Below are 26,301 nucleotides of genomic sequence, written 5' to 3'. Positions count from 1 at the left end.
GGGGGGGCGGGGGGGTGGCCGGCTCGCCCGCTGGGCCGCGCACCGCCCCCGCGTCCGCGCGCTGGGCGGCCGCCGCCCCCCCCCCCCCCCCCCCCCCCCCCCCCCCGCCAACCCAACAGACAACTCAGAGCCGGCTGTGGCTGTCGCTGTTTCCTCGGCCTCTGCAGGTGCAGGGCGCAGCCCTGCCAGAACAACCCCTTGATTTCGGGACAATCACCCCTACCCCTTGGGCAGACCGCACGCGCTTGCGCTGCACGCACATGGAGCCCGACCCGATGACCGAAACCGTCCAGACCGAAACCCTTGGCTTCCAGACCGAAGTCAAGCAGCTGCTGCAGCTGATGATCCACTCGCTGTATTCCAACAAGGAGATCTTCCTGCGCGAGCTGGTCTCCAATGCCGCCGACGCCGCCGACAAGCTGCGCTTCGAAGCGCTGACCCAGCCGGCCCTGCTGGAAGGTGACAGCGAGCTGCGCGTGCGCGTCAGCTTCGACCCCGCCGCCCGCACCATCACCATCGAAGACAACGGCATCGGCATGAGCCGTGCCGAAGCGATCGCCCACCTCGGCACCATCGCCAAGTCCGGCACCGGCGATTTCCTGCGCCAGCTGTCCGGCGACCAGAAGAAGGATTCGCAGCTGATCGGCCAGTTCGGCGTCGGCTTCTACAGCGCCTTCATCGTTGCCGACGAAGTGGAAGTGACCTCGCGCCGCGCCGGCCTGGCCGCAGGCGAAGGCGTGCGCTGGACCTCGCGCGGTGAAGGCGACTTCGATGTCGCCACCATCGACAAGGCAGACCGCGGCACCCGCATCGTGCTGCACCTGAAGGACGGCGAGCACGACTTTGCCGACGGTTGGCGCCTGCGCAGCATCCTCAAGAAGTACTCCGACCATATCGGCCTGCCGATCCAGATGCCCAAGGAAGACGCCGAAGAAGGCGCCGCCGTCGAGTGGGAGACCGTCAACCGCGCCAGCGCGCTGTGGACCCGCCCGCGCACCGAGATCAGCGATTCGGAATACACCGAGTTCTACAAGCATGTGGCGCATGACCACAGCGACCCGCTGGCGTGGAGCCACAACAAGGTCGAAGGCAAGCTCGAGTACACCTCGTTGTTGTACGTGCCGGGCCGTGCGCCGTTCGACCTGTACCACCGCGATGCGCCCAAGGGCCTGAAGCTGTACGTGCAGCGCGTGTTCGTGATGGACCAGGCCGAGCAGTTCCTGCCGCTGTACCTGCGCTTCATCAAGGGCGTGGTCGATTCCAACGACCTGTCGCTGAATGTCTCGCGCGAGATCCTGCAGTCCGGCCCGGTCATCGACTCGATGAAGGCCGCGCTGACCAAGCGCTCGCTGGACATGCTGGAGAAGCTGGCCAACGACAAGCCCGAGCAGTACGCCGCCTTCTGGAAGGAATTCGGCCAGGTGCTGAAGGAAGGTCCGGCCGAGGACTACAACAACCGCGAGAAGGTCGCTGGCCTGCTGCGTTTTGCCTCCACCCGTGGCGACGGCGATGCACAGAGCGTGTCGCTGGCCGACTACATCGGCCGCATGGCCGAAGGCCAGGACAAGATCTACTACCTGACCGGCGAGAGCTACAGCCAGGTGCGCAACAGCCCGCATCTGGAGGTGTTCCGCAAGAAGGGCATCGAGGTCCTGCTGCTGACCGATCGCATCGACGAGTGGCTGATGGGCTACCTGACTGATTTCGACGGCAAGGGCTTTGTCGACATCGCCCGTGGCGATCTGGACCTGGGTGCGCTGGAAAGCGAAGCCGACAAGCAGGAGCAGGAAGCCGCAGCCAAGGACAAGCAGGGCCTGGTCGAGCGCTTGAAGAGCGTGCTGGGCGATGACGTGGCCGAAGTGCGCGTGTCACACCGACTGACCGATTCGCCGGCGGTACTGGCCATCGGCGAGCAGGATCTGGGCCTGCAGATGCGCCAGATCCTGGAAGCGAGCGGGCAGAAGGTGCCCGACAGCAAGCCGGTGCTGGAAATCAACCCGGGCCACCCGCTGATCGCCAAGCTCGATGCCGAGGCCGATGGCGCACGCTTCGATGACCTGGGCCGGGTGCTGTTCGACCAGGCCGCGCTGGCCGCCGGTGACAGCCTGAAGGACCCGGGTGCCTACGTGGCACGGTTGAACAAGCTGCTGCTGGAACTGTCAGCCTGACCAATGCCGGGATCGCCCGGCCCGGCGGGTGCCAACCTCTGGTTGGCACCGCCATTGCCCCGGTAGATGCCAACCTTGGTTGGGGCTTGAAAAGCTGCCGAGCAGGGCTTGACTGCAAAAGCGTGCCAACCAAGGTTGGCACCTACCAGAGCCGGTCGGGTCAGGCCTGCCGGTCCAGCAGCGTTCCCAGCATCTGGTCCTCACGGCGGAGCACCGTGGCGTTGGCGGCGAAGACCAGCACCTCGGCCTTTGCTGCCAGCAGATCCCCCAGCGGCGCGGTCGGATCGCCGGTACCGCCGGTCACCCTGGCCTCCACCCCGCCCTGTGCTGCCGCACTACGTTGCAGCTGCAGGCGGCCCGCCTCCGGCGTCGTTGCGTTGGCCACGTTGTGCGCGGCCACCTGCACGCCCTGCTGGGCCGCACGCATCCCGCTCAGGGCAATTCCGGTTACACCATTCATCGGGGGTCTCACAGGCCACCCAGCGCAGCCCACCGAACCGGTTATCGGCCCGGCAACTGCGACCTTGAGTCCACGCCGGCCTTACGGGCCCGGGTGGTAGCATATCCCTCTGATTTCAGCGCCTTTTGCCAATGCTCAGTTTTTTCCGCCGCAAGAAGCCCCAGGACGCCGCCACACCGGACGCGCCCAAGACCCAGCACTACTCGGCTGAAGAGCTGGCCGCGGCGTTCCCGTCGGCCGCGCCGCCCGAGGTGGCCCCGCCCACACCGGTAGCGCCGCCGCCGGTGGAAGCCCCTGCACCGGCAGCCACTGACCAGGCCGTTGCGCCCGCAGCGCCAGCGGCCCCGGCCGCGGCACAGGAAGCCCTCCCGGAGGCCGCACCGGAACGCGTGCTGGCGCCGGAAGACTTCGAGGCCGAGGCACTTGCCGCTGCCGCCGTACTCGCGCCGCTGGCACCGGTGATTCCGGCGCCGGAACCGGCGACGCCTGCCATCGACCTGCCCGTGCTGGTCGACGCCGAACCGGCCCCTGCCGGCAAGCCCGGCTGGCGTGAGCGGTTGCGCAACAGCGCATTCGCCCGCAGCTTCGGCGGCTTGTTCTCGCGCAATCCCAAGCTCGACGACGACCTGCTGGATGAGATCGAAACCGCGCTGCTGACCGCCGACGTTGGCGTCGCCGCCACCACCGACCTGATTGACGACCTGCGCAAGCGCATGAAGGCACGCGAGTTCATCGATGCCAACGCGCTGCTGGCCGCACTGCGCGCGGACCTGATCGCAATCCTGCAGCCGGTCGCCAAGCCGCTGCTGATCGACCGCAACGCCAAGCCTTTCGTGGTGCTCACCGTCGGCGTCAACGGCGTCGGCAAGACCACCACCATCGGCAAGCTTGCAAAGCGCTTCAAGGACGACGGCCACAGCCTGATGCTGGCGGCCGGCGACACCTTCCGCGCTGCCGCCGTGGCCCAGCTGCAGATCTGGGGCGAGCGCAATGGCGTGGCCGTGGTCGCCCAGGGCCAGAATGCCGATGCCGCTTCGGTAGCCTACGACGCGCTGCAGGCCGGCAAGGCGCGCGGCACTTCGGTGCTGATCGCCGATACCGCCGGCCGCCTGCACACCCAGTCCGGGCTGATGAACGAACTGGGCAAGATCCGCCGCGTGCTCGGCAAGATCGATGCGACCGCACCGCACGAAGTGCTGATGGTGATCGATGGCACCACCGGCCAGAACGCGCTGTCGCAGCTGCGCCAGTTCAATGCCGCCGTACAGGTGACCGGCCTGGTGGTGACCAAGCTGGACGGCACCGCCAAGGGCGGCGTGGTGTTCGCGCTGGCGCGCGAATTCGGCATTCCGATCCGTTTCGCCGGCATCGGCGAGCGTCCGGAAGACCTGCGCGTTTTCGATCCGGAAGCCTTCGTCGACGCGTTGCTGCCGGAAGCGCTGGGCGCCTGATACGCCGCGCAGCCACGCATGGCGTGGCTCTACTGCGCCCTGGTAGAGCCCCCCCCGGCCGGCGACTGAAGTAGAGCCACCCCATGGGTGGCTGTCTCCCAGGAGTACCCATGCCCCGCCAGCCTGACGCCAGCGCCACTACATCCGGCAAGGACAGCTTCGTCGGCCGCCTGCTGCACTGGTTCGACGACCACGGCCGCCATGACCTGCCCTGGCAGCACCCACGCAGTCCATACCGCGTGTGGCTGTCGGAGATCATGCTGCAGCAGACCCAGGTGGCCACGGTCATCGGCTACTTCCAGCGCTTCCTGCAGCACTTCCCGACCCTGCCCGACCTTGCCGCCGCCAGCAATGACGCGGTGATGGCACAGTGGGCGGGGCTGGGCTACTACGCCCGTGCGCGCAACCTGCATGCCGCCGCCAAGCGTTGTGTTGAGCTGCACGACGGCGAGCTGCCGCGTGATTTCGACGCGCTGCATGCGCTGCCGGGAATCGGCCGCAGCACTGCCGGCGCCATCCTCAGCCAGGCCTGGAATGATCCGTTCGCGATCCTCGACGGCAACGTCAAGCGCGTCCTCAGCCGCTACCACGGCGTCGAAGGCTTCCCCGGCCTGCCGGCCATCGAGAAACAGCTCTGGGCGCTGGCCGAGGCTCACGTCGCGCAGGTGCCTGACGGGCGCATGGCCGACTACACCCAGGTCCAGATGGATCTGGGCGCGACCGTGTGCAGCCGCGCAAAACCCGCCTGCGTGATCTGTCCGCTGCAGCACAACTGCGTGGCACGCCGCGAGGGTCGCACCGCCGAACTGCCCACCGCCAAGCCGAGCAAGGCGCTGCCGGAGCGGGAAGCGGTTGCCTTGTTACTGCGCGATGCCCAGCAACGCGTGCTGCTGCAGAAGCGGCCCGATACCGGCATCTGGGCACAGCTGTGGACACTGCCGCAGGCCGACGCCGGCGGCGAGCTGCAGGATTGGTTCGACACCCACGTTGAAGGCTCGCTGGAAGACGCCGAGGAACTGCCGGTGCTGCAGCACACGTTCAGCCACTACAAGCTGCACCTGCAGGTTCTTTCGCGGCAGGTGCACGGCCTGCGCGTGGAAGAACCCACGCTGCGCTGGGTCGGCGCCGCAGAACTGGCCACCCTGGGGCTGCCAGCCCCCATCCGTAAACTGCTTGATGGCGAGCCCATCAAGGCCCGCAGGCGAACGTCTGCAAAACCCCGAAACCACGAGTGAGTGCCATGCCCCGAACCGTCTTCTGCCAGTACGAACAACGTGATGCCGAGGGTCTCGACTTCGTGCCCTACCCCGGTGAACTGGGCCAGCGCATCTTTGGCCACATCGGCAAGCCGGCGTGGGCAGCGTGGTTGGCGCACCAGACCATGCTGATCAATGAAAACCGGCTGTCGCCGCGCAAGCCGGAGCACCGCGCGCTTCTGGAAACGGAACTGGTCAAGTTCCTGTTCGAGAAGGATGCGGAGAAGCCAGCCGGCTTCACCCCGGAAGCCTGACCTGCCGGCTGCGCCGGGCATGGCCCGGCGCTACCGGTTTACTTCCCGGATTCCTCGCGCTCCTGCACCTGCGCCTGGCGCAATTCCTTCTCCTGCGCACGCAGCGATTTGACGTCCAGCTTGCGGATGGTCTTGATGAAGCACGGCATGCGTGGCCCGCCGGCAGCGTCGCGCACCAGCACCTTGTCGAACGGTACCGAGACCCGGCCCATCTGGCTGGTCAGGCCGATCGCCGGTGCATAGGAGAGGTCCGGGCAGGGCCCGCTCAACTCCAGCAGATAGGCTTCGCTGGGCCGGGTCCAGACCGCCAACGCGCTGTCGCCCAGTTCGCTCCAGCCATTGAGGGTGCCGAAGAACTGCATGTCCTTCTGCGGCGCGCCGGCATGCGCGCGGTACAGCTCCAGCTTCTCGGCGCTGCCCAGGCGGCCGGTGGTGGCACAGCCCGCCAGGGCCAGACACAGCCCGGCAATCAGCAACGGGGTCTTCATGGCGATCTCCACAGGGGAACCGCGTCGATCATGCACCTATGCGGGTGGCGCCGGCGCGACGGCGGGCGGCCCGATTCAGCCGCCGGTCGGCGGTGCCTGGCCAGGCCGCGGTAGTCGCCAACCCTGGTTGGCGCTTGCCCTGCAGAAGCAGCCGACCAAGGTAGCTTCTACCAAAGCGGGCCCAGCACCTCAGACGTCGGCGTGTGCCAACGCATGCAGGCGCCCTTCGCGCAGCTCCAGCACCCGGTCCAGGCGTCGCGCTAGGCTGCGGTCGTGGGTGACCAGCACCAGGCTGGTATGCCGCGCGCGGTTGAGCTCCAGCATCAGCTCGAACACCGTCGCAGCCGTGCGGTCGTCGAGGTTGCCGGTGGGTTCATCGCCCAGCACGCAGGCCGGATGATTCACCAGTGCACGCGCCACAGCGGCACGCTGGCGCTCGCCGCCAGACAGTTCGCCAGGCTTGTGATCCAGCCGATGGCCGAGGCCGACCGATTCCAGCAACGCGGTCGCGCGGCTGCTGGCTTCGGCTGCGGCGGTACCGGCCAGCATCACCGGCATCATCACGTTTTCCAGCGCGGTGAATTCCGGCAGCAGGTGATGGAACTGGTACACAAAGCCCAGCGCCTGGTTGCGCAGCAGGCCGCGCGCGGTATCGGACAGCGCGGACATGCGCTGGCCGGTGACGTACACCTCGCCCGCCGTCGGCGTGTCCAGCCCGCCCAGCAGGTGCAGCAACGTGCTCTTGCCAGCGCCGGAGGCGCCGATGATCGCAACCGTCTCACCGGCCGTCACCGTCAGGTCCAGGCCATTGAATACCGGGGTCTGCATGCGCCCTTCGGCGTAGGTCTTGCCCAGCCCTTCGGCGCGGATCACTTCATCGCCGCGATTGAAGACCTTATTCATAACGCAGGGCCTCCGCCGGCTGGGTGCGTGCTGCCCGCCAGGCGGGATACAAAGTGGCCAGGAAGCTCATCAGCAGCGCGATCAGGGTGATCACCACGATGTCGCCGGTCTGCATGTCGGTCGGCAGACCGGTGATGTAGTAGACATCCTCCGGCAGCAGCTTGACCTTGAACACCGACTCGATGGCGCCAAGGATGCGCTCCAGGTTGAGGGTCAGGGTGATGCCGCCGATCAGCCCGGCCAGGGTGCCGAAGATGCCGATCAGCGAACCCTGCACCATGAATACCTGCATCACCCCGCCCGGGGTCAGGCCCAGCGTGCGCAGGATCGCGATGTCAGCCTGCTTGTCGGTGACCAGCATCACCTGCGAAGACACCAGGTTGAAGGCGCCCATGGCGATGATCAGCGAGAGCAGGATGCCCATCACCACTTTCTCCATGCGCAGCGAGTGATACAGGTTGGCGTTCTGCTGGGTCCAATCGCTGACCCGGTACGCACCGCCAAGGTTCTGCGCCAGGTCCACGCCCACTTCCAGCGAGCGGTCCATGTCGTGCAGCTTCAGGCGCACACCGGTGGCACCGTCCGAGCGCAGCACGCGCTCGAGGTCTTTCATGTTGGCAAAGCCGACGCCACGGTCGACCTCGTTGTAGCCGGCTTCGAATATGCCGCTGACCGTGAACCGTTTCATCCGTGGCACCGCGCCCGCCGGCGTGCCCTGCACTTCGGCGAAGGTCACCAGCACCTGGTCACCGACATCCACGCCCAGCCAGATCGCCAGCTCCTTGCCCAGCAGCAGGTTGAAGCTGCCCGGCTTGATGCTGTCGTAGCTGCCCTTGGTGACCTTCTGATCGATCACCGACACCTTCGGCTCAAGCGCCGGGTCGATGCCCTGGATGATCGCGCCCTGCACCCGCGGGCCGCTGATCATCGACTGGATCTCGATGTACGGCGCGGCACCGGCCACGCGCGGGTCCTTGCTGGCCACGTCGACCACACGCATCCAGTCCGGCATCGGCTCGCCGTCCCGGCTGATGGTGGTATGGGCCGTCATCTGCAGCAGGCGACTGCGGATTTCCTTCTGGAAACCGCTCATCACCGCCAATGTGGTGATCAGCACCGTCACCCCGAGCGCGATGCCCAGGATCGATGCCATCGAAATGAAGGAGATGAAGCCGTTGCGGCGCTTGGCGCGCAGGTAGCGCAGGCCAATGGCCACGGGAATGGGTTTGAACATGCAGGCACGCCGGTCGATTCAGCCTATGGTGCCACCGACCGGGGCCGACGGGAAACGGCACGTGCAGCCACGGCCAGTCGCAGTTCACGTCGTTGCCCGCGATCGAGCACGTCCGGCCAGAACAACAGCCGTCGACGGCGGCGTCCTTCACGCCAGTGCAGCAGCAGCCAGGGCCCGCGCACCACCAGCCGCGGCTCGGCAATGTCCTGCGCGCGCACCCGCAGCGCATCCGGCAATGGCGGCAGTTCCAGCAGCACCGGCGGCCGCCGCAGGCGCCAGACCAGCTCTGCCAGGCCAAGCACGCAGACCGCGATCAGTACCGGCATCCGCTGCGTGGACGGCAGGTCCGAGGCGCGCAGCAGCCACGGAACGGCCAGCAGCACGCTCAACTGCGCGCCAGCCTGCAGCCGCGAGGGGCGCCACTCAAGGCTTGAGGGCGAGGATCTTCTGCATGAGGGGGATGGCGTGCGCATGCGGGCAGGTCTCGTAACCCATGAACCAGCGCCACAACTTATCGTCCTCGCAATCGAGCAGGAACAGGAAAACCTCGCGCTCGTCGGTGGGTGCGCTGCTCCATTCGCGGTCCAGGTAGCGACCGAACAACTGGTCCAGCTCGCGCATGCCGCGGCGGCAGCGCCAGCGCAGCTTCTTCAACAGGACGTCTTCTTCCATCGTGCTTCTCCAGATACAGCAAAGCCACGCATGGCGTGGCTTTGCCGAGGTGGTGCAGCCACGCAGCGCGTGGCTCTACCAGGTACTGCCGGGCCTGATCAGGCGCGGCGTTCCATCATCAGCTTCTTGATCTCGGCAATCGCCAGCGCCGGGTTCAGGCCCTTCGGGCAGGTCCGCGCGCAGTTCATGATGGTGTGGCAGCGATACAGCTTGAACGGATCTTCCAGGTCATCCAGGCGCGCACCGGTGTCTTCATCGCGCGAGTCGATGATCCAGCGGTAGGCCTGCAGCAGGATCGCCGGGCCCAGGTAACGCTCGCCGTTCCACCAGTAGCTCGGGCAGCTGGTCGAGCAGCAGGCGCACAGGATGCACTCGTACAGGCCGTCCAGCTTCTTGCGGTCTTCCGGCGACTGCAGGCGCTCACGGTCCGGCGGTGCCGGGGTCTGGGTGCGGATCCACGGCTTGATCGAGGCGTACTGCGCGTAGAAGTGGGTCAGGTCCGGGACTAGGTCCTTGACCACGTTCATGTGCGGCAGCGGGTAGATCGGCACTTCCTTCTTGCCGCAGTCCGAGATGGCGCGGGTGCAGGCCAGGGTGTTGGTGCCGTCGATGTTCATCGCGCACGAACCACAGATACCTTCGCGGCAGGAGCGGCGGAAGGTCAGGGTCGGATCGATCTCGTTCTTGATCTTGATCAGCGCGTCCAGGACCATCGGGCCGCAGGCGTCCAGATCGACATCATAGGTATCGGTACGCGGGTTGCTGTCGTCGTCCGGACTCCAGCGGTAGATCTTGAAGGTGCGCACGTTCTTGCCGCCGGTCTTGGCGGGGAAGTGCTGGCCCTTCGTGATCTTTGAATTCTTGGGGAGTGAAAACTCGGCCATGGCTGCTCTCGTTGGCTCAGGCGGCCCGCGCCCGAAGGCGCGGATTGCATGTTAGGCGGGGTCGGATCAGTACACGCGCGGCTTCGGCGGCACAACGGACACGTCATCGGTCAACGTGTACATGTGCACCGGACGGTAGTCGAAGCTGCACTTGCCCTTCTCGTCCACGCTGACCAGGGTGTGCTTCTGCCAATTGACGTCGTCGCGGTCCGGGAAGTCCTCGTGCGCATGTGCGCCACGGCTTTCCTTGCGCTGCTCGGCCGAGTTGATCGTCGCCACCGCGTTCAGCAGCAGGTTGTTCAGCTCGTAGGTCTCGATCAGGTCCGAGTTCCAGACCAGCGAACGGTCGGAGACCTTCACGTCCTGGAACGAGTCGAAGATCTTGTCCATCTTCTCGCAGCCTTCCTTCAGCGTCTGGCTGGTGCGGAAGACAGCGGCGTCGGCCTGCATGGTGCGCTGCATGCGATCGCGGATGACCGAGGTCGGGGTATCGCCATCGGCGTAACGCAGCTTGTCGAGCAGGCCCAGCGCCTTGTCGCAGGCATCGGCCGGCAGGGTCTTGTGCGCCGCGCCCGGGGTGATGGTCGCGGCGCAGCGGTTGGCCACCGCGCGACCGAACACCACCAGGTCCAGCAGCGAGTTCGAGCCCAGGCGGTTGGCACCATGCACCGACACGCAGGCGGCTTCGCCGATCGCGTACAGGCCCGGAATGACCGCATCGGGGTTCTCGCCGTCCTTGCGTACCACTTCGCCGTGGTAGTTGGTCGGAATGCCGCCCATGTTGTAGTGCACGGTCGGGATCACCGGAATCGGCTGCTTGTGCACGTCGACGCCAGCGAAGATGCGGGCGCTTTCGGCAATGCCCGGCAGCTTGTCGTCGATCACGCCCGGGCCGAGGTGGGTCAGGTCGAGCAGGATGTGATCCTTGTGCTCGCCGACGCCGCGGCCTTCGCGGATCTCGATGGTCATCGAACGGCTGACCACGTCGCGCGACGCCAGATCCTTGTAGTGCGGTGCGTAGCGCTCCATGAAGCGCTCGCCGCTGCTGTTGCGCAGGATGCCGCCTTCACCGCGGACACCCTCGGTGATCAGGCAGCCGGCGCCGTAGATGCCGGTCGGGTGGAACTGCACGAACTCCATGTCCTGCATGGCGATGCCGGCACGCATGGCCAGGCCGCCACCGTCGCCGGTGCAGGTGTGCGCCGAGGTGGCGCTGAAGTAGGCGCGGCCGTAGCCGCCGGTGGCCAGCACCACGCCCTGGGCGCGGAACAGGTGCAGCGTGCCGTCGGACATGTCCAACGCCAGCACGCCGCGGCAGGCACCTTCGTCATCGAAGATCAGGTCGAGTGCGAAGTACTCGATCATGAAGCGCGCATCGTGCTTCAGCGACTGCTGGTACAGCGTGTGCAGCATCGCGTGGCCGGTACGGTCGGCCGCCGCGCAGGTACGCTGCGCCGCCGGGCCTTCGCCGTACTGGGTGGTCATGCCACCGAACGGACGCTGGTAGATCTTGCCCTCGGCGGTGCGCGAGAACGGCACGCCGTAATGCTCGAGTTCGATGATCGCCGGAATCGCTTCACGGCACATGTACTCGATGGCGTCCTGGTCGCCCAGCCAGTCCGACCCCTTGATGGTGTCGAAGAAGTGGTAACGCCAGTCATCCTCGCCCATGTTGCCGAGTGCGGCGGAGATACCGCCCTGGGCGGCAACGGTGTGCGAACGGGTCGGGAAGACCTTGGTCAGGCACACGGTCTGCAGGCCCTTGGCGGCCAGGCCGAACGTGGCACGCAGGCCAGCGCCGCCGGCGCCCACCACGACCATGTCGTACTTGTGTTCGGTGATCTTGTAAGCGGACATCTAGTCTTGATTCCTGTCTTGGTGCCTGGGCTCAGGCAACGCCGAGGGCGATGCGGCCCACCGCAAACACACTGACGATCATGCCGAGCACGGCAACGAACTTCACCGCAGTCTGCAGCACCAGGGCCAGCAGCGATTCGTGGATGTAGTCCTCCAGCACGACCTGCAGGCCGAGCTGGGCGTGCCAGAACATCGCGATCAGCAGGCCGATCAGCGGCACCGCGTTCCACGGCTTGGCGATCGCGGCCGTGGCGGTCACGTAATCCGAGCCCAGCAGGCCCAGCACGAACACCAGGAACCAGATGCCCAGTACGACCAGGGCGGCTGCGGTCAGGCGCTGATGCACGAAATGCTCGGTGCCGGTCTTGGCCGAACCCAGACCGCGCACACCCTTCAGCGGGGTACGGAACTTGCTCACGCGGCACCTCCGAACATCACATAGGCCCACACCGCCAGGGTGATCACCAGGCTGCCGATGACCGACATCCAGCTGCTGCGGATGAAGGTGGCGATGCGGAAGCCGATGGCGAAGTCCTGCACGATATGGCGGATGCCATTGCACAGGTGATAGGCGAACGACCATGTCCACGCGAACAGGAACACGCGGCCATACCAGGCCCCGGCATGGCCGGTGAAGCAGTTCCAGGATTCGGGCCCCATCATCAGAGCCAACAGGCCTCCGGCGATGATGAGGGCACCAACAGACAGAAAGACGCCAGTGGCTCGATGCAGGATCGAGGTGGCCATCTGAATCTGCCAGCGATACACCTGAAGGTGCGGAGAAAGGGGACGTTGTCTGGTCGCCATTCGCTGGGCTCGTTGTCTCGGCTGGGCGGCATGATGCCGCGTTGGCTCAATGCTGGATCAGAAATCGATGCAGCGTCCGTTTTTTTCCCAATCGCCGTACCGCACCGGATCAAGTCCGCCGCGGCCACCGAATTCTTCTTCCACATCGGGTTGTTCCACGGGCACAGGGACCGGGAGAACCAGCGGGGCTTCAGCTTCAGCGTCGGGAGTGGGGGTTGTTTGGCCTATCATGATCGGTCTCGCAACGCACAAATTTTAGACCTCGTTCACGTGCCTGACAACCTTCCCCCTGCTTTCGTCGCATATCCGCGCCTGCCCGACCATCAGCTGCTGGGCCTGCAAGGCGTTGATGCGGCTGCGTTTGCCCATGCCCAGTTCAGCAGCGACGTCACCGCCCTGCCCCCGCTGCATTGGCAGTGGAGCGCCTGGTTGAGCGCAAAAGGGCGCACCCTGGCGGTGTTCCAGCTGCTGAAGCTGGCAGACGATCACCTGCTGCTGGTACTGGCCGACGGCGATGCCGATGCGATTGCGTCGCAACTGCAGCGCTTCGTATTCCGTCGCAAGGTCAAGCTGCAGGTGCATGCCGATCTGATCGTCGCCGGCGCCTTCACTGCGCCGGAAGCAGCCATCGGTGCCGCCATTGCGCGGGTCGGCGGCGCAGGCTGGGAACTGGATCTGGGCAGCGACGCGTTGCCGCGCACCCTTCGGATCGGCCCGGTGGACGCATTCACTGCGGGCAGCGAGGCCGAGGAAGCCGCCTTTGCCCTGGCCTGGCGGCAGGCCGATCTGCGCTTCGGGCTGCCGCGCCTGGAAGCGAGCCAGCGTGAAGTGTGGACGCCCCAGCAGCTCGGCCTTGACCGTCTCAACGGCTACAGCGTGAAGAAGGGCTGCTACCCCGGCCAGGAAATCGTCGCCCGCACCCACTTCCTCGGCAAGGCCAAGCGTGCGGTGCAGCTGCTGCATACCGCGCAGCCGGCCCAGGCCGGTGAGGGCGTGCAGCAGGATGGCGCGGCGCTGGGCACTCTGGCCTGCGTGGCCGGGGATCTGGCGCTGGCGGTGCTGCCGCTGGAGACCAGCGAGGCAGCGCTGCAGGTGGGTGATGCGGTGGCGCAGCGGATGCCGCTGCTGGATGGCCTGGCGCGCTGAGGCGCCGATCCGGCATTCATCCACGCATGGCGTGGATCTACTGAACCCGGTGGGTGCGGACCGTTGGTCCGCACGCCTTCGGCGAAGGAAGGTTGCGTCCCTTACAGGCGCTCGCCGCTTTCCGGATTGAAGAAGTGCAGGCCCTGCGGGTGGATCGCCACGCGGATGTCCTCGCCCACATGCGGCAGTGACTGCGGCGCCACACGCATGGTCAGCGCGTGCTGGCCGCTGCTCATGTTGACGAAAATCTCGTTGCCAACCGGCTCGATGCCTTCGATACGGGCGGTGAACGCGTGGGTGTCTTCGCTGCCGGCCGGCTGCAGGTGTTCCGGACGTACGCCAACGGCGATCGGCTTCTGCAGCCACGCCGGGTCGATCGTCGCCTGGCCGAGCGGTGCACGCCACGCGCCTTCGACCACGGTCACCCCGCCGGCATCGCCCTGCAGGGTGCCGCGCAGCACGTTCATCGCCGGGCTGCCCAGGAAGCCGGCCACGAACAGGTTGGCTGGACGGTCATACAGCGCCATCGGCGTATCGATCTGCTGGATGACGCCATCCTTCAGCACCACGATGCGCTGGCCCAGGGTCATCGCCTCGACCTGGTCGTGGGTCACGTAGATCATGGTGGTGCCCAGCTTGCGGTGCAGCTGCGCGATCTCGGTGCGCACGCTGTGGCGCAGCTTGGCATCCAGATTGGACAGCGGCTCATCCAGCAGGAACACCGCCGGCTCACGCACCAGCGCACGGCCCAGTGCCACGCGCTGGCGCTGGCCGCCGGACATCGCCTTGGGCAGCTTGTCCATCATCTCGGTCAGGCCCAGGGTCTGCGCCGCCTCGCTGATGCGCTTGTCGATCGTGGCCTTGTCGTGGCCGCGCAGCTTCAGGCCGAAGGCCAGGTTCTCGGCCACGGTCATGTGCGGGTACAGCGCGTAGCTCTGGAACACCATCGCGATGTCGCGATCCTTCGGCGCCACATCGTTGACCACGCGGTCACCGATGGTCAGCGTGCCACCGCTGATCTCTTCCAGCCCCGCCACCATCCGCAGCAGGGTGGATTTGCCACACCCGGACGGCCCCACCAGCACCATCAGCTCGCCGTCGGCGACCTCGAAAGTGGCGTCCTTCACTGCGACCTGGCCGTTGTCGTAGACCTTGCGCACACCCTGCAACTGCACTTTTGCCATTTCACTCATCCAGTCCGCCCGACGCCGGGCTGTCTTTTGGGACTGCCTCGGCCCTCCCGATGGCAGTGATGATTGCGCGGTTGCCGCATGACGGCGACCACTGCAATCGAATACAGTTGCCCATTCTGCCATGTAAACGTTTTCACGTGGCACTATCCGACAGTCGGTGCGCGCCGACCTGCAGCGATGACCGAACGAAGGGTTGCCGCCGTAGTGGTTTCGATTGGAACGGTGTTCCGGTGACCCGGCACACTGCTCCCGATCAGCCTCGGACAGGCAGTTGCGCGGATGTCCCCCGAACCCAGCCATGAAGCGATTGACAACGATGTCACCCGGATCTGAAACTCGAGCGATGCACGACACCCTCTTCCTGTTTGGTGCCACAGGTGATCTGGCCCAGCGCTACCTGTTCCCTTCGCTGCTGCGCCTGCTTGGCGACGGCCTGCTGCCGGAGGATTTCCGCATCCGTGCGCTGGCCCTGTCCGGCCATGACACCGAAGCCTTCCATGACATCCTGCGGCCACGACTGCAGCAGGCGATGCCGATGGCCAGCCAGGAGGACATCGCCTCCCTGCTGCGTCGCATCGATTACCGTTCGGTCGACCTGCGCGATGTCGACTCGGTGGCCGCTGCGGTGTCCGATCTGGTCGACCGCCGCTGCGTCAGCTACCTGGCCATCCCGCCGGGCCTGTACATCTCCACCTGCGAAGGCCTGGCCAAGGGCGGCGCGCTTGCTGCACCGGCACGCCTGATGCTGGAAAAGCCGATCGGCAGCGACAGCGAGAGCGCCGAGCAGATCATCTCCACCATCGGCCAGTGGATCGACGAGGACCGCGTGTTCCGCCTCGACCATTACCTGGGCAAGGCGGCGGTGCAGAACCTCATCGCGCTGCGCTTCGGCAACACGCTGCTGGAAGCGGTATGGAACCGCAACTACATCGAGTCGGTGCACATCCTGGTGGCCGAAAGCGAAGGCGTGGACGGCCGCGATGCGTACTACGCACGCTCCGGCGCGCTGCGTGACATGGTCCAGAGCCACATCCTGCAGCTGCTGTGCATGGTGGCGATGGAACCGCCGGCGTCGCTGGAAGCCGACCGCATCCGCGACGAGAAGGTCAAGGTACTGCGCGCACTGCGGCCGCTGGATGCGAAGAACGCCGCACGTGACAGCGTTCGCGGCCGCTACACCGCCGGCAGCATCAACGGCCAGCCGGCACAGGCCTACCAGCCGCCGGAAGGCAGCGACGTGGAAACCTTCGCCGGTGTCACCGCGCACATCGACAACTGGCGCTGGAGCGGCGTGCCGTTCCACCTGGTCACCGGCAAGCGCCTGCCCGAGCGCACCACCCGCGTGGAAGTGACCCTCAAGCCGGTCACCCACTGGCTGTTCGAGCGCCCGCAGCGCGCACAGGCCGCGCCGAACCGCCTGGTGTTCCAGCTGCAGCCGCAGGAGAACATCGAACTGGGCCTGATGAGCAGCCTGGCCGGCCCGGAATGGGGCGCGCTGGAACTGCACCCGTTGGAACTTGAACTGTCGGTGCCGACCGGCCTGCACCGCCGCATCGCCTACGAACGCCTGTTCCTGGATGCCTTCAACGGCAACCACACGCTGTTCGTGCGCGATGACGAAGTGCGTGCTGCCTGGGCCTGGATCGACAGCGTTGCCGATGCCTGGAAGGCGGCCAACCTGCCGCTGGAACCCTACCCTGCCGGCCAATGGGGCCCAGCCAACGCGGTCGACTTCCTGCCGCAGGGCGTGGATGCGCCCGACAGCGGAGCGTCGGAATGAGCGCCGGCCCGCAGCCCGTGCTGGTCGCCGACATCGGTGGCACCAATGCCCGCTTCGCCCTTGCCGACACCTCGCAGGACGCCCCGCTGCTGAAAGAGAGCATCCGCGAGTACGCCGTGGCGGAGTTTCCTTCGCTGGGTGATGCCGCGCGCCACCACCTGGAGCAGATCGGCGCCACCGCCAGCCGTGGCGTGTTCGCCGTCGCCGGTCGTGTCGATGGTGACGAAGCCCGCATCACCAACCATCCGTGGGTGATCTCGCGCAGCCGCACGGCGGCGATGCTTGGTTTCAACGAACTGCACCTGATCAACGACTTCGCCGCACAGGCGATGGCGATTTCACTGCTGCAGCCCGATGACGTGATCCAGGTGGGCGGTGCTGCCTGGGTCCCGGGCAAGCCGGGACAGCCACGCAACTACGCTGTGATCGGGCCGGGTACCGGGCTTGGCGTCGGTGGTCTCATCCTGCGCCATGGCCGCTGCTATCCGCTGGAAACCGAAGGCGGTCATGTCAGTTTCCCGCCCGGAACCCCAGAGGAAATCCGCATCCTGGAGATCCTGTCCGAGCAGTTCGGACGCGTCTCCAACGAGCGCCTGATCTGTGGTCCCGGCCTGGTCAACATCCATCGCGCCGTGTGCGAGATGGCGGGCATCGACCCGGGCCAGCTGCAGCCGGTGGACGTGACTGCCCGCGCCCTGCATGGCGATCCACAGGCGATGCGCACCGTGGATGTGTTCTGCGCGGTGTTCGGCGCCATCGCCGGCGATCTGGTACTGACCCAAGGCGCCTGGGATGGCGTGTTCCTGACCGGTGGACTGACCCCGAAAATGCTCGATTCATTGCAGCATTCCGGTTTCCGCCAGCGCTTTGAACACAAGGGCCGCTTCTCCTCGATCATGGCCAGAGTGCCTTCGTTGGCCGTGATGCACCCCCACGCCGGACTGCTGGGCGCCGCCGCCTACGCCGCCGACGCCGAACGCGAAATTCCCGGAGTTGCCGCATGACCCCCGTTTTCCACGACGAGCGCATCGACTTCGTCCAACACGGCGATGCCGACGGCTGGATCGAAGCGGTCGCCGCCGAAATGGCACAGGCGATCAACCACGACATCACCGAACTGGGCCGCGCGCGCATCCTGCTGTCCGGCGGCACCACACCGGCGCCGGTGTACCAGGCGCTGGCCGAACTGGACGTGCACTGGGACCGCGTTGAAGTGAGCCTGGCCGACGAACGCTGGTTGTCACCGCAGGATCGCGACAGCAACGCATGGCTGGTGCGCGAGAACCTGTTGACGCGCGCCGAAGGTGCGCACTTCGATCCGCTGGTGCGGATCGGCAAGCCGCTGCCCGAATGCGTGTACACCGCCAACCTGCAGGCCCAGCACAGCCAGGCGCCGAGCCTGGTCGCACTGGGCATGGGCAACGATGGCCATACCGCTTCACTGTTCCCGGGCTCGAAGGATCTGGCCCGCGCCCTGGAAAGCACCCTGCCCTACGCCGCGCTGGATGCTACCGGCTGCCCCGGCGCCAACCAGTGGCCACTGCGCATCACCCTGACCCCGCGCGGCCTGCGCCAGTGCCGCCAGCGCCTGCTGCTGCTGCGCGGCAAGCAGAAGCTGCAGGTGCTGCGCCAGGCGCTGGACAGCAACGACCCCCAGCAGTACCCGATCCTCAACGCGATCAACCTGGAAGGCGCGCGCCTGCGCGTCCACTGGGCTGATTGATGTCGGCGGCGGCGCCGTGCCGCCGCTTGCCTCTCGCCACCACGAACGCCGGTAGCCAATGAGCCTCCATCCGCAACTGCAAGCCATCACCGACCGTGTCATCCGCCGCAGCGCCGCCTCGCGCGCCGCCTATCTGGCCGCGATCGACGCCGCACTGCGCGATGGCCCGTTCCGCAGCCGCCTGAGCTGCGGCAACCTCGCCCACGGTTTCGCCGCGTGTGGTGGCACCGACAAGAGCCGCCTGCGCGGTGGCGTGACGCCGAACCTCGGCATCATCACCGCCTACAACGACATGCTGTCGGCGCACCAGCCGTTCGAGAGCTATCCCGAGCAGATCCGCGCGATCGCGCGCGAGCTGGGGGCCACCGCCCAGGTGGCCGGTGCGGTACCGGCGATGTGCGACGGCGTCACCCAGGGCCGTGGCGGCATGGAACTGTCGCTGTTCTCGCGCGATGTGATCGCGCAGGCGACGGCCATCGGCCTGAGCCACGACATGTTCGACACCACCATTCACCTCGGCGTGTGCGACAAGATCGTGCCGGGCCTGCTGATCGGTGCGCTGGCGTTCGGCCACCTGCCGGCGGTGTTCGTGCCGGCCGGGCCGATGACGCCCGGCATTCCGAACAAGCAGAAGGCCGAAGTGCGCGAGCGCTACGCTGCCGGCGAAGCCACCCGCGAGGAGCTGCTGGAAGCCGAATCGGCGTCTTACCATGGCGCGGGCACCTGCACCTTCTACGGCACTGCCAATTCCAACCAGGTACTGCTGGAAGCGATGGGCGTGCAGCTGCCGGGCGCATCGTTCGTCAATCCGGAAACCACCCTGCGCGATGCATTGACCCGCGAAGCCACCGAGCGCGCGCTGGACATCACCGCACTGGGCGACGACTTCCGTCCGCTCGGCCGGATCATCGACGAGCGCGCGATCATCAACGCGATCATCGCGCTGATGGCTACGGGCGGTTCGACCAACCACACCATCCACTGGATCGCGGTGGCGCGCGCGGCCGGCATCGTGCTCACCTGGGATGACTTCGACGAACTGTCGCAGCTGATCCCGCTGCTGGCCCGTGTCTATCCGAATGGCGAGGCTGACGTGAACCGGTTTGCTGCTGCAGGCGGTCCGGCCTTCGTGTTCGGTGAACTGATCAAGGCCGGCCTGATGCATGGCGACCTGGTCAGCGTCGCCCGCGGCGGCATGGCCGACTACGCACGCGAGCCACAGCTGCGCGACGGCAAGCTGGTCTACCTGCCCGGGCTGGAACGCAGCGCCGACGAAGAGGTCGTGCGCGGTGTCGACAACCCGTTCGAGAGCCAGGGCGGCCTGCGCCTGCTGCGCGGCAACCTGGGCAAGTCACTGATCAAGCTGTCAGCGGTAAAGCCGCAGTACCGCACGATCGAGGCACCTGCGGTGGTGGTTGATGCACCGCAGGTATTGAACAAGCTGCACGCTGCGGGCCTGCTGCCGCAGGATTTCGTAGCGGTGGTGCGTTACCAGGGCCCGCGTGCGAACGGCATGCCGGAACTGCACTCGCTGGCGCCGCTGCTGGGCCTGCTGCAGAACCAGGGCCGGCGCGTGGCCCTGGTCACCGATGGTCGCCTGTCGGGCGCATCGGGCAAGATTCCGGCGGCGATCCACGTGACGCCGGAAGCGGCGCGCGGCGGCCCGCTCGGCAAGGTGCGCGAAGGCGACATCATCCGTCTGGACGGCGAAGCAGGCACGCTGGAAGTGCTGGTGGATGCGGCCGAATGGGCTGCACGTTCGCATGCACCGAACACGGCGCCGGCGGCGCACGACCTGGGCCGCAACCTGTTTGCGGTCAACCGGCGCGTGGTTGGCCCGGCCGACCAGGGTGCGATTTCGATTTCATGCGGGCCGGCGGCGGCCGATGGCGGGCCGTGGGACTACGATGCGGAATACGAGCTGGGGCATGACGCAGCGGCGGCGGCGGCACCGCATGAGGCGAAAGACGCCTGAAGCGAAAAGCCGCGGCAGGCTTCCCGGCTTGGGCAGTAGAGCGCCCTGGCCGGGACACGCCGTAAACCCATCCATGGGGGCTCGATCGCGGCATCCATGCCGCTCACGGTCCCGGCCAGGGCGCTCTACTGCCCTTGGACAACTCCCGGCGCGTCATTTGCGCTGCGGCCACTGAATCAAGAAGAGCAAAGGCAAGGGCAAAAGCATGGGTATCGAACAACATCAGGTGCGGGCGGCGGAGTTGTTGCATGCGGCCGGCATTCTGCCGGTGGTGACGATTCATACGCTGGACCAGGCACGGGCAGTAAGTGCGGCGCTGCTGGAAGGTGGCCTGCCGGCCATCGAGCTGACCCTGCGCACACCGGTGGCGATGGAAGCGCTGGCCATGCTCAAGCGTGAGCTGCCGGACGTGGTGGTGGGTGCCGGTACGGTGCTGACCGTCGAGCAGATGCAGCAGTCCATCGATGCGGGCGCGGACTTCCTGGTGACCCCGGGCACGCCGCCGGCACTGGCCGATGCACTGGCTGCCGCGCCGCTGCCGGTGGTGCCGGGTGCGGCCACGCCGACCGAACTGCTGTCGCTGTACGCGCGTGGGTTCCGCGTGTGCAAGCTGTTCCCGGCCACCGCCGTGGGCGGTCTGGCGATGATCAAGGGCCTGGCCGGCCCGGTCGCCGACCTCAAGCTGTGCCCCACCGGTGGCATCACCGAAAACACCGCCGCCGAATACCTGGAGCAGAAGAATGTGGTCTGCATCGGTGGTTCGTGGATGGTGCCGGGCAACTGGATCGCCGACGGCCAGTGGGACAAGGTGCGCGAAAGTGCCGCCCAGGCCGCGAAGATCGTCAAGCGCGTGCGCGGCCACTGAGCCGACGCAACTGTAGAACCGAGCCCACGCTCGGCTCCGCGTCATCAGGGGTCAGAGCCCTTTCCCGCTGGGAAAGGGATCCGACCCCGGGTAACGAGCGCGCAAAGCGCGCGACCCGCTCCTACCCTTCCTTCTTCATTCCGCGGTGGGCGCGCACGGAACTTGTCCGTGGACGGGCGGATGGGCTGTGCAGGGGCGTGAGCCGCATGGATGCGGCGACCGAGCTTACATGGACGTACTTGCAGCGCCCCCTGCACAGCCCATCCGCCCGGCCATCCCCCAGAATCCAACCGCACTCCACCGCGAGGGGCTCAGCCGTTGGCCGAAACCCTCACAACGGCCGCGCCGGATCCACCAGCCCGTACTGGCTGGCCATGCGCGCCAGCGCGATGTTGTCGTGGATTCCCATTTTCTCGAACAACCGCGCCTTGTGCGTGTTGACGGTCTTCGCGCTCAGGCTCAGGCGCCGCGCGATGTCTTCCTGGCGCAGCCCCTGGGTCAGCAGCAGCGCCACTTCCAGCTCACGCGGCGACAGGTTGTCGAACGGCGAACCGTTGCCTTCCACCGTCGACAGCGCCAGATTCTGCGCGATGCTGGTGCCGAGGTAACGCCGGCCAGCGGCCACATCGCGCACCGCGCGCAGCAGTTCCTGGGCATCGCAGCCCTTGCCGATGTAACCGGCAGCGCCCGCCTCAAGCAGACGTTTGGGCAGCGGACCGTCCTCCAGCACCGACACGATCACCACCCGCGTGGCGCGATGGCCGCGCACGATGCGCTCGGTCACTTCCATGCCGCTCACTCCAGGCAGGTGCAGGTCACACAGCACCACGTCCGGCTCAAGCTGGCGGATCGCAGGCAGTGCTTCTTCGCCGGTTTCGGCTTCGCCCACCACTTCAATGTCGGATTCACTCGACAGTATCATCTTCATCCCGGTGCGGACCAACGCGTGGTCATCCACCAGGTAGACTCGAATCGTCATTCACGTACCTCTTCGAATGCGGCCAATACGGGTCAACCTAGGCAGGAGCACCTGACCACCGCAAGCGCGGATGTTGCGCAAATCCGGCGTTCTGCCTTGCGCATCACATTCTTCACGCATCGATCGTGCCCCTTGTCCTGCAGAACCCGCTACAACGAAACAACCCGTCCCTCAGGTAGACGCCCTTGGGAGGGCATCCACGTCACTCCCCTTACGTGATCGCTTCGCTGGCCGTCGCTGGCGGCGAACCGTGCCGACGCCATGGATGGCGGCGACTGAACATGACCAGATAGCACCCTACCACCCAAACCAGCGCGGCACACCATCCGGCCAGGATGTCGGAGGGATAGTGCACCCCCAGATACACCCGGGAAACGCTCACCAGCAGGCTGAACGCGGGCGCCAGCAGCAGCACCGGCCAGCGCCAGCGGGTATTCCAGGCCAGCAGCACCAGGGTGACCGCCAGGGTCATCGACCCCATGGCATGGCCACTGGGAAAACTGAACGTCGATTCCGGCGCGATCGACTCCCACAGGCTCGGCCGGTCGCGCTGGAAGAAGTGCTTGCTGCCCATGTTCAGCAGCGCCGAGCCCACGAAACTCACCGCGACGAAGGTCGCCTCCCGCCAGCGCCGGCGCCAGGCCAGCACGCCAACGATCAGCACGTCAGCGGGAATCAGGAACCATTCGTAGCCCAGTTTCGACAGCAGCACGAAACAGCGGTCCAGCCATGGCGAATGCAGGCCGTGCATCTGCCACAGCAACGGTGCGTCGAAATGGAACGACTCGAATTCATGCACTTCGTCGGCCAGGGCGACAAAGCCCGCCAGCGGCAGCAGCACGCCGGCAAACAGCAGCATCAGCCGCCAGGCATTGCGTGCCATCCAGTGGCGGAAGCCGGAGGCCGGCTCCGGCGCGGCGAGGATCGTCGGCTTATCCTGCGCTTCGGACATAGGTGCGTTCGACATAGTCGTCGATCAGGGCGACGAAGTCCTGGGCGATGTTCTCGCCGCGCAGGGTCACCTTCTTCTCGCCATCGACGAACACAGGCGCAGAGGGAGTTTCACCGGTGCCCGGCAGCGAGATGCCGATATTGGCATGCCGCGATTCCCCGGGGCCGTTGACGATGCAGCCCATCACCGCCAGGGTCATGTTCTCTGCGCCGGGATGCTGGATCTTCCACAACGGCATTTTCTCGCGCACGTGGCTCTGCACCACCTTGGCCAGTTCCTGGAAGAACTCCGACGTGGTGCGGCCGCAGCCCGGGCAGGCGGTGACCAGCGGGGTAAACGCGCGTTGGCCGGTGGTCTGCAGCAGTTCCTGGGCGACGATCACTTCGGCGGTTCGCGACTGGCCCGGTTCGGGCGTCAGCGAAATGCGGATGGTGTCGCCGATGCCTTCCTGCAGCAGCACGCTCAACGCCGCCGACGAGGCGACGATGCCCTTGCTGCCGATCCCGGCTTCGGTCAGGCCCAGATGCAGGGCGAAATCGGAACGCTGGGCAAGGTCACGGTACACCGCGATCAGTTCCTGCACGCCACTGACCTTGGCCGACAGCACGATGCGATCGCGCGGCAGGCCCAGTTCCACGGCCTGCTCGGCCGAATCCAGCGCCGAACGAATCAGCGCTTCGCGCAGTACGCGGCCGGCATCCCAGGGCTGTTCGCGCTGGCTGTTCTCGTCCATCAGCTTCGCTGCCAGCGCCTGGTCGAGCGAGCCCCAGTTGGCGCCGATGCGCACCGGCTTGTTGTAGCGGATCGCAAACTCGATCAGCTGCGCGAACTGCAGGTCCTTCTTCTTGCCGAAGCCCACATTGCCCGGGTTGATGCGGTACTTGGCCAGCGCTTCAGCACAGGCCGGTTCGGCGGTCAGCAGCTGGTGGCCGTTGTAGTGGAAATCGCCGATCAGCGGCACGTCGATGCCCATCATCGCCAGCTTGTCGACGATGCGCGGGATCGCGGCAGCCGCTTCAACCGTGTTGACGGTCAGGCGCACCATCTCCGAACCGGCACGCCAGAGCTCGGCGACCTGCTTGACGCTGGAGGCCACATCGGACGTGTCGGTATTGGTCATGGACTGCACCACCACCGGCTTGCCACCACCCACGGTGACGCCACCGATCTGGACCGCTTGGGTCAGGCGACGGGGCCAGGCAGTGGCATCGGAGGGGGCAGTGGGGCGAGTGACGGCGTCATGCATGCGGGCATTCTAACGCCGGCTCCCGGTTTCCGGGCGAGTCGCATTCAGCCGCCGGCACGGCTGCGGCCGATTGTCGCAGGCAGGCCTGCGCGCGAACGCATACGATGGGCGCGAATGACCGGTCCCGACGCCCCGTTTCTCCGAACCCTGTGCAGCCTGCGCTGGCTGGCTGTGGCCGGCCAGGCCGCGACCATCCTGGTGGCCACCTGGGTACTGGGCCTGCCCCTGCCGCAGTTGCCACTGTGGTCCGGCGTGGCCGTGCTGGCGGTATTCAATCTGTATACGCAGCTGCGCCCGGAACCGGCCGATACCGCGCCACTGACCGCGTTCGGCCACATCCTGGTGGATGTGATCATCCTGACCTGGATGGTCAGCTGGAGTGGCGGCATCGCCAATCCGTTCGGCTCGCTGTTCCTGATCCTGATCGCGCTGGCCGCCTTCGCCCTGCCCCTGCGCTGGGCCCTGGCCGTGGCCAGTGCGTGCCTGCTGGGCTATGCGGCCAGCGGCGTATTCGGCCAGCCATTGCCGGCGGGCTACTTCAATGCACTGGACCTCAACCGCTGGGGCGTGATCGCCACGTTCCTGCTGTCTGCCGCCGTGGTGCTGATCTTTTCTACCCGGCTGGCCATCGCACTGCGTGAGCGCGAGCTGGAACTGTCCGCCCTGCGCGAGCGTTTCGCCCGCAACGAAGGCATCGTCGCCCTGGCCACGCATGCCGCATCGGTGGCGCACGAACTGAACACCCCGCTGGCAACCATGACCCTGCTGGCCGACGATGTTGCCGAGCGCAGCGAGGAACCGGAAGTCCGCGAGGACATGGAGACGCTGCGCGAGCTGCTGGTGCAGTGCCGGGAACGTGTGCTTGCGCTGGCCGCGCCGGCCTCCAACGATCGCCCCGGGCGGACCCACTCCAGCGCCCAGCAGGTGCTGGAGCAATGGCGGCTGGTGCGTCCGACCATCGACCTGCACCGCAATGACGACGCGCCGCTGCGGCTGCCTCTTGACCCGGGCGTCGGCCATCTGCTGATGGTGCTGCTCAACAACGCCGCAGATGCCGGTGAGCAGGCCGGCCGGCCACGCGTCGACCTGAGCCTGCGCATCGAAGGCGATGACCTGATCGGCGAAGTGCGCGATTACGGCCACGGGTTCAACGCCCGCGCCGCCGTGCTGCCGGGCAAGCTGTTTGGCAGCAGCAAAACCGAGGGCATGGGCGTCGGCCTGGCCCTGTCCCATGCCACCATCGAACGTCTCGACGGCGAGATGTGGATGCGCCCGGCCCAGGGGGCCGGCAGTCGCGTCGGCTTCCGCCTGCCGTTGGCCCCCCGCGAGGACACCCCATGAGCCTTCACCACTCCACTCTCGGCCTGCTGGTCGATGACGACGAGCTTTATCTGCGCACTCTGCAGCGCAGCCTGGCCCGCAAGGGACTGGAAACACAGACCGCCCAGGATGCGGCCAGTGCGCTGGCGCTGGCACGCCAGCACCCGCCGGCATTCGCGCTGATCGACCTCAAGCTGGGCAGTGATTCGGGCCTTGCGCTGATCCAGCCGTTGCGCGCCCTGCGTGCGGACATGCGGATCCTGCTGGTCACCGGATATGCCAGCATCGCCACCGCTGTGGAGGCAATCAAGCTGGGCGCTGACGACTACCTGCCCAAGCCGGCAACGGTACCGATGATCCTGCGCGCGCTCGGCGAGGACGACGATGGCCCTGCCGACGATGGCGAAATGGAAGTCCCCGACGCGATGACGCCGATCAGCCGCCTGCAGTGGGAACACATCCAGCAGGCGATGCACGAGACCGGCGGCAATGTGTCGGCCGCCGCGCGCCTGCTGGGCATGCACCGGCGCTCGCTGCAGCGCAAGCTGGCCAAGCGGCCGAGCCCGGAGCGCGACCCAAGCCGCTGAGGCGGCGTCGCGTCCGCCGGGGGCGGGGCGGCGCGGCCCGGCGCGGCGCGCGGGGGGGCGCCGGGGCGGGCGCCCGCCGCGCGCCCCCCGCGGGGACCGCC

General features: G+C 66.8%; 27 protein-coding genes. 12 read left to right on the top strand and 15 right to left on the bottom strand.

Going from position 1 to position 26,301, the window contains the following annotated elements; translation table 11 throughout:
- Nucleotides 1–275: 275 nt before the first annotated feature.
- Nucleotides 276–2,168: a molecular chaperone HtpG gene (htpG, locus tag ACVOLJ_RS19020; RefSeq protein WP_481564830.1), complete on the top strand. Its 1,893-nt coding sequence runs from the start codon at nt 276–278 to the stop codon at nt 2,166–2,168.
- Between the two features lie 160 nt (nt 2,169–2,328).
- Here htpG and ACVOLJ_RS19015 read toward each other — a convergent pair whose 3' ends face one another.
- Nucleotides 2,329–2,628, bottom strand: a complete 300-nt coding sequence (locus ACVOLJ_RS19015) for a hypothetical protein (protein WP_481564829.1) — start codon at nt 2,626–2,628, stop codon at nt 2,329–2,331.
- A gap of 131 nt (nt 2,629–2,759) precedes the next feature.
- Here ACVOLJ_RS19015 and ftsY point away from each other — a divergent pair, with 131 nt between their 5' ends.
- The 3 genes from ftsY to ACVOLJ_RS19000 all read left to right on the top strand — a co-directional run bounded on the left by ftsY (nt 2,760) and on the right by ACVOLJ_RS19000 (nt 5,589).
- Nucleotides 2,760–4,079, top strand: a complete 1,320-nt coding sequence (gene ftsY / locus ACVOLJ_RS19010; protein WP_481564828.1) for a signal recognition particle-docking protein FtsY — start codon at nt 2,760–2,762, stop codon at nt 4,077–4,079.
- 110 nt (nt 4,080–4,189) lie between these two features.
- The gene (gene mutY, locus ACVOLJ_RS19005) at nt 4,190–5,314 is read left to right on the top strand and encodes an A/G-specific adenine glycosylase (protein WP_481564827.1); all 1,125 of its coding nucleotides are present in this window, start codon (nt 4,190–4,192) and stop codon (nt 5,312–5,314) included.
- A gap of 5 nt (nt 5,315–5,319) precedes the next feature.
- On the top strand, nt 5,320–5,589 hold the full coding sequence (locus ACVOLJ_RS19000) for an oxidative damage protection protein (protein ID WP_475278162.1): 270 nt from the start codon (nt 5,320–5,322) through the stop codon (nt 5,587–5,589).
- Nucleotides 5,590–5,627: 38 nt separating this feature from the next.
- Here ACVOLJ_RS19000 and ACVOLJ_RS18995 read toward each other — a convergent pair whose 3' ends face one another.
- The 10 genes from ACVOLJ_RS18995 to ACVOLJ_RS18950 form a co-directional block, all read right to left on the bottom strand.
- Nucleotides 5,628–6,077: a DUF6491 family protein gene (locus tag ACVOLJ_RS18995; protein WP_481564826.1), complete on the bottom strand. Its 450-nt coding sequence runs from the start codon at nt 6,075–6,077 to the stop codon at nt 5,628–5,630.
- A 189-nt stretch (nt 6,078–6,266) separates the two neighbouring features.
- The gene (lolD, locus tag ACVOLJ_RS18990; protein ID WP_475278160.1) at nt 6,267–6,980 is read right to left on the bottom strand and encodes a lipoprotein-releasing ABC transporter ATP-binding protein LolD; all 714 of its coding nucleotides are present in this window, start codon (nt 6,978–6,980) and stop codon (nt 6,267–6,269) included.
- Nucleotides 6,973–8,214, bottom strand: a complete 1,242-nt coding sequence (locus ACVOLJ_RS18985) for a lipoprotein-releasing ABC transporter permease subunit (protein ID WP_475278159.1) — start codon at nt 8,212–8,214, stop codon at nt 6,973–6,975. The genes lolD and ACVOLJ_RS18985 overlap by 8 nt, the downstream gene beginning before the upstream one ends.
- Nucleotides 8,215–8,237: 23 nt before the next feature.
- Complete coding sequence (locus ACVOLJ_RS18980; RefSeq protein ID WP_475278158.1) at nt 8,238–8,687, bottom strand: hypothetical protein; 450 nt, start codon at nt 8,685–8,687, stop codon at nt 8,238–8,240.
- Complete coding sequence (locus ACVOLJ_RS18975) at nt 8,638–8,886, bottom strand: FAD assembly factor SdhE (RefSeq protein ID WP_475278157.1); 249 nt, start codon at nt 8,884–8,886, stop codon at nt 8,638–8,640. Before ACVOLJ_RS18975 ends, ACVOLJ_RS18980 begins: the two co-directional genes overlap by 50 nt.
- Before the next feature lie 98 nt (nt 8,887–8,984).
- Nucleotides 8,985–9,770 carry a succinate dehydrogenase iron-sulfur subunit gene (locus ACVOLJ_RS18970; RefSeq protein ID WP_475278156.1) on the bottom strand — a complete coding sequence of 262 codons (786 nt, stop codon included), beginning with the start codon at nt 9,768–9,770 and terminating at the stop codon, nt 8,985–8,987.
- Nucleotides 9,771–9,836: 66 nt separating this feature from the next.
- On the bottom strand, nt 9,837–11,627 hold the full coding sequence (sdhA, locus tag ACVOLJ_RS18965) for a succinate dehydrogenase flavoprotein subunit (protein ID WP_475278155.1): 1,791 nt from the start codon (nt 11,625–11,627) through the stop codon (nt 9,837–9,839).
- A 31-nt stretch (nt 11,628–11,658) separates the two neighbouring features.
- Complete coding sequence (gene sdhD / locus ACVOLJ_RS18960; protein ID WP_025878813.1) at nt 11,659–12,045, bottom strand: succinate dehydrogenase, hydrophobic membrane anchor protein; 387 nt, start codon at nt 12,043–12,045, stop codon at nt 11,659–11,661.
- Nucleotides 12,042–12,434 carry a succinate dehydrogenase, cytochrome b556 subunit gene (gene sdhC / locus ACVOLJ_RS18955; protein WP_475278154.1) on the bottom strand — a complete coding sequence of 131 codons (393 nt, stop codon included), beginning with the start codon at nt 12,432–12,434 and terminating at the stop codon, nt 12,042–12,044. The genes sdhD and sdhC overlap by 4 nt, the downstream gene beginning before the upstream one ends.
- Before the next feature lie 57 nt (nt 12,435–12,491).
- Entirely contained in the window at nt 12,492–12,665 is a 174-nt protein-coding gene (locus ACVOLJ_RS18950) for a DUF1674 domain-containing protein (protein WP_475278153.1), read from the bottom strand.
- A 39-nt stretch (nt 12,666–12,704) separates the two neighbouring features.
- Here ACVOLJ_RS18950 and ygfZ point away from each other — a divergent pair, with 39 nt between their 5' ends.
- The gene (ygfZ, locus tag ACVOLJ_RS18945) at nt 12,705–13,580 is read left to right on the top strand and encodes a CAF17-like 4Fe-4S cluster assembly/insertion protein YgfZ (RefSeq protein WP_481564825.1); all 876 of its coding nucleotides are present in this window, start codon (nt 12,705–12,707) and stop codon (nt 13,578–13,580) included.
- Nucleotides 13,581–13,681: 101 nt separating this feature from the next.
- Here ygfZ and ACVOLJ_RS18940 read toward each other — a convergent pair whose 3' ends face one another.
- Complete coding sequence (locus ACVOLJ_RS18940; protein WP_481564824.1) at nt 13,682–14,764, bottom strand: ABC transporter ATP-binding protein; 1,083 nt, start codon at nt 14,762–14,764, stop codon at nt 13,682–13,684.
- A 352-nt stretch (nt 14,765–15,116) separates the two neighbouring features.
- Here ACVOLJ_RS18940 and zwf point away from each other — a divergent pair, with 352 nt between their 5' ends.
- The 5 genes from zwf to ACVOLJ_RS18915 all read left to right on the top strand — a co-directional run bounded on the left by zwf (nt 15,117) and on the right by ACVOLJ_RS18915 (nt 21,116).
- Nucleotides 15,117–16,553, top strand: coding sequence for a glucose-6-phosphate dehydrogenase (zwf, locus tag ACVOLJ_RS18935; protein ID WP_475278150.1), 1,437 nt, complete (start codon nt 15,117–15,119; stop codon nt 16,551–16,553).
- A complete protein-coding gene (gene glk / locus ACVOLJ_RS18930; protein WP_475278149.1) occupies nt 16,550–17,557 on the top strand; it encodes a glucokinase in 1,008 nt (335 codons plus the stop codon). Before zwf ends, glk begins: the two co-directional genes overlap by 4 nt.
- On the top strand, nt 17,554–18,276 hold the full coding sequence (gene pgl / locus ACVOLJ_RS18925; RefSeq protein WP_475278148.1) for a 6-phosphogluconolactonase: 723 nt from the start codon (nt 17,554–17,556) through the stop codon (nt 18,274–18,276). Before glk ends, pgl begins: the two co-directional genes overlap by 4 nt.
- Nucleotides 18,277–18,334: 58 nt before the next feature.
- A complete protein-coding gene (edd, locus tag ACVOLJ_RS18920) occupies nt 18,335–20,251 on the top strand; it encodes a phosphogluconate dehydratase (protein ID WP_475278147.1) in 1,917 nt (638 codons plus the stop codon).
- Between the two features lie 205 nt (nt 20,252–20,456).
- Nucleotides 20,457–21,116: a bifunctional 4-hydroxy-2-oxoglutarate aldolase/2-dehydro-3-deoxy-phosphogluconate aldolase gene (locus tag ACVOLJ_RS18915; RefSeq protein WP_481564823.1), complete on the top strand. Its 660-nt coding sequence runs from the start codon at nt 20,457–20,459 to the stop codon at nt 21,114–21,116.
- A gap of 331 nt (nt 21,117–21,447) precedes the next feature.
- Here the strand turns inward: ACVOLJ_RS18915 and ACVOLJ_RS18910 are convergent, their stop codons facing one another.
- From ACVOLJ_RS18910 to ispG, 3 genes are all read right to left on the bottom strand, one after another.
- Nucleotides 21,448–22,095 carry a response regulator gene (locus ACVOLJ_RS18910; protein WP_475278145.1) on the bottom strand — a complete coding sequence of 216 codons (648 nt, stop codon included), beginning with the start codon at nt 22,093–22,095 and terminating at the stop codon, nt 21,448–21,450.
- 211 nt (nt 22,096–22,306) lie between these two features.
- Nucleotides 22,307–23,047 carry a phosphatase PAP2 family protein gene (locus tag ACVOLJ_RS18905; RefSeq protein WP_475278144.1) on the bottom strand — a complete coding sequence of 247 codons (741 nt, stop codon included), beginning with the start codon at nt 23,045–23,047 and terminating at the stop codon, nt 22,307–22,309.
- The gene (gene ispG, locus ACVOLJ_RS18900; protein WP_481564822.1) at nt 23,028–24,293 is read right to left on the bottom strand and encodes a flavodoxin-dependent (E)-4-hydroxy-3-methylbut-2-enyl-diphosphate synthase; all 1,266 of its coding nucleotides are present in this window, start codon (nt 24,291–24,293) and stop codon (nt 23,028–23,030) included. Before ispG ends, ACVOLJ_RS18905 begins: the two co-directional genes overlap by 20 nt.
- Nucleotides 24,294–24,407: 114 nt before the next feature.
- On the opposite strand from ispG, the gene ACVOLJ_RS18895 reads away from it, so the two are divergent.
- Both ACVOLJ_RS18895 and ACVOLJ_RS18890 read left to right on the top strand, forming a co-directional pair.
- Complete coding sequence (locus tag ACVOLJ_RS18895; protein ID WP_475278142.1) at nt 24,408–25,634, top strand: ATP-binding protein; 1,227 nt, start codon at nt 24,408–24,410, stop codon at nt 25,632–25,634.
- A complete protein-coding gene (locus ACVOLJ_RS18890; protein WP_475278141.1) occupies nt 25,631–26,200 on the top strand; it encodes a response regulator transcription factor in 570 nt (189 codons plus the stop codon). Before ACVOLJ_RS18895 ends, ACVOLJ_RS18890 begins: the two co-directional genes overlap by 4 nt.
- The last annotated feature ends 101 nt before the right edge of the window (nt 26,201–26,301 follow it).

It is taken from the genome of Stenotrophomonas sp. STEN046 (assembly GCF_056759755.1).
The sequence above is the reverse complement of the archived record's forward strand: the minus strand, read 5'-3'. Positions and strand labels throughout refer to the sequence as shown.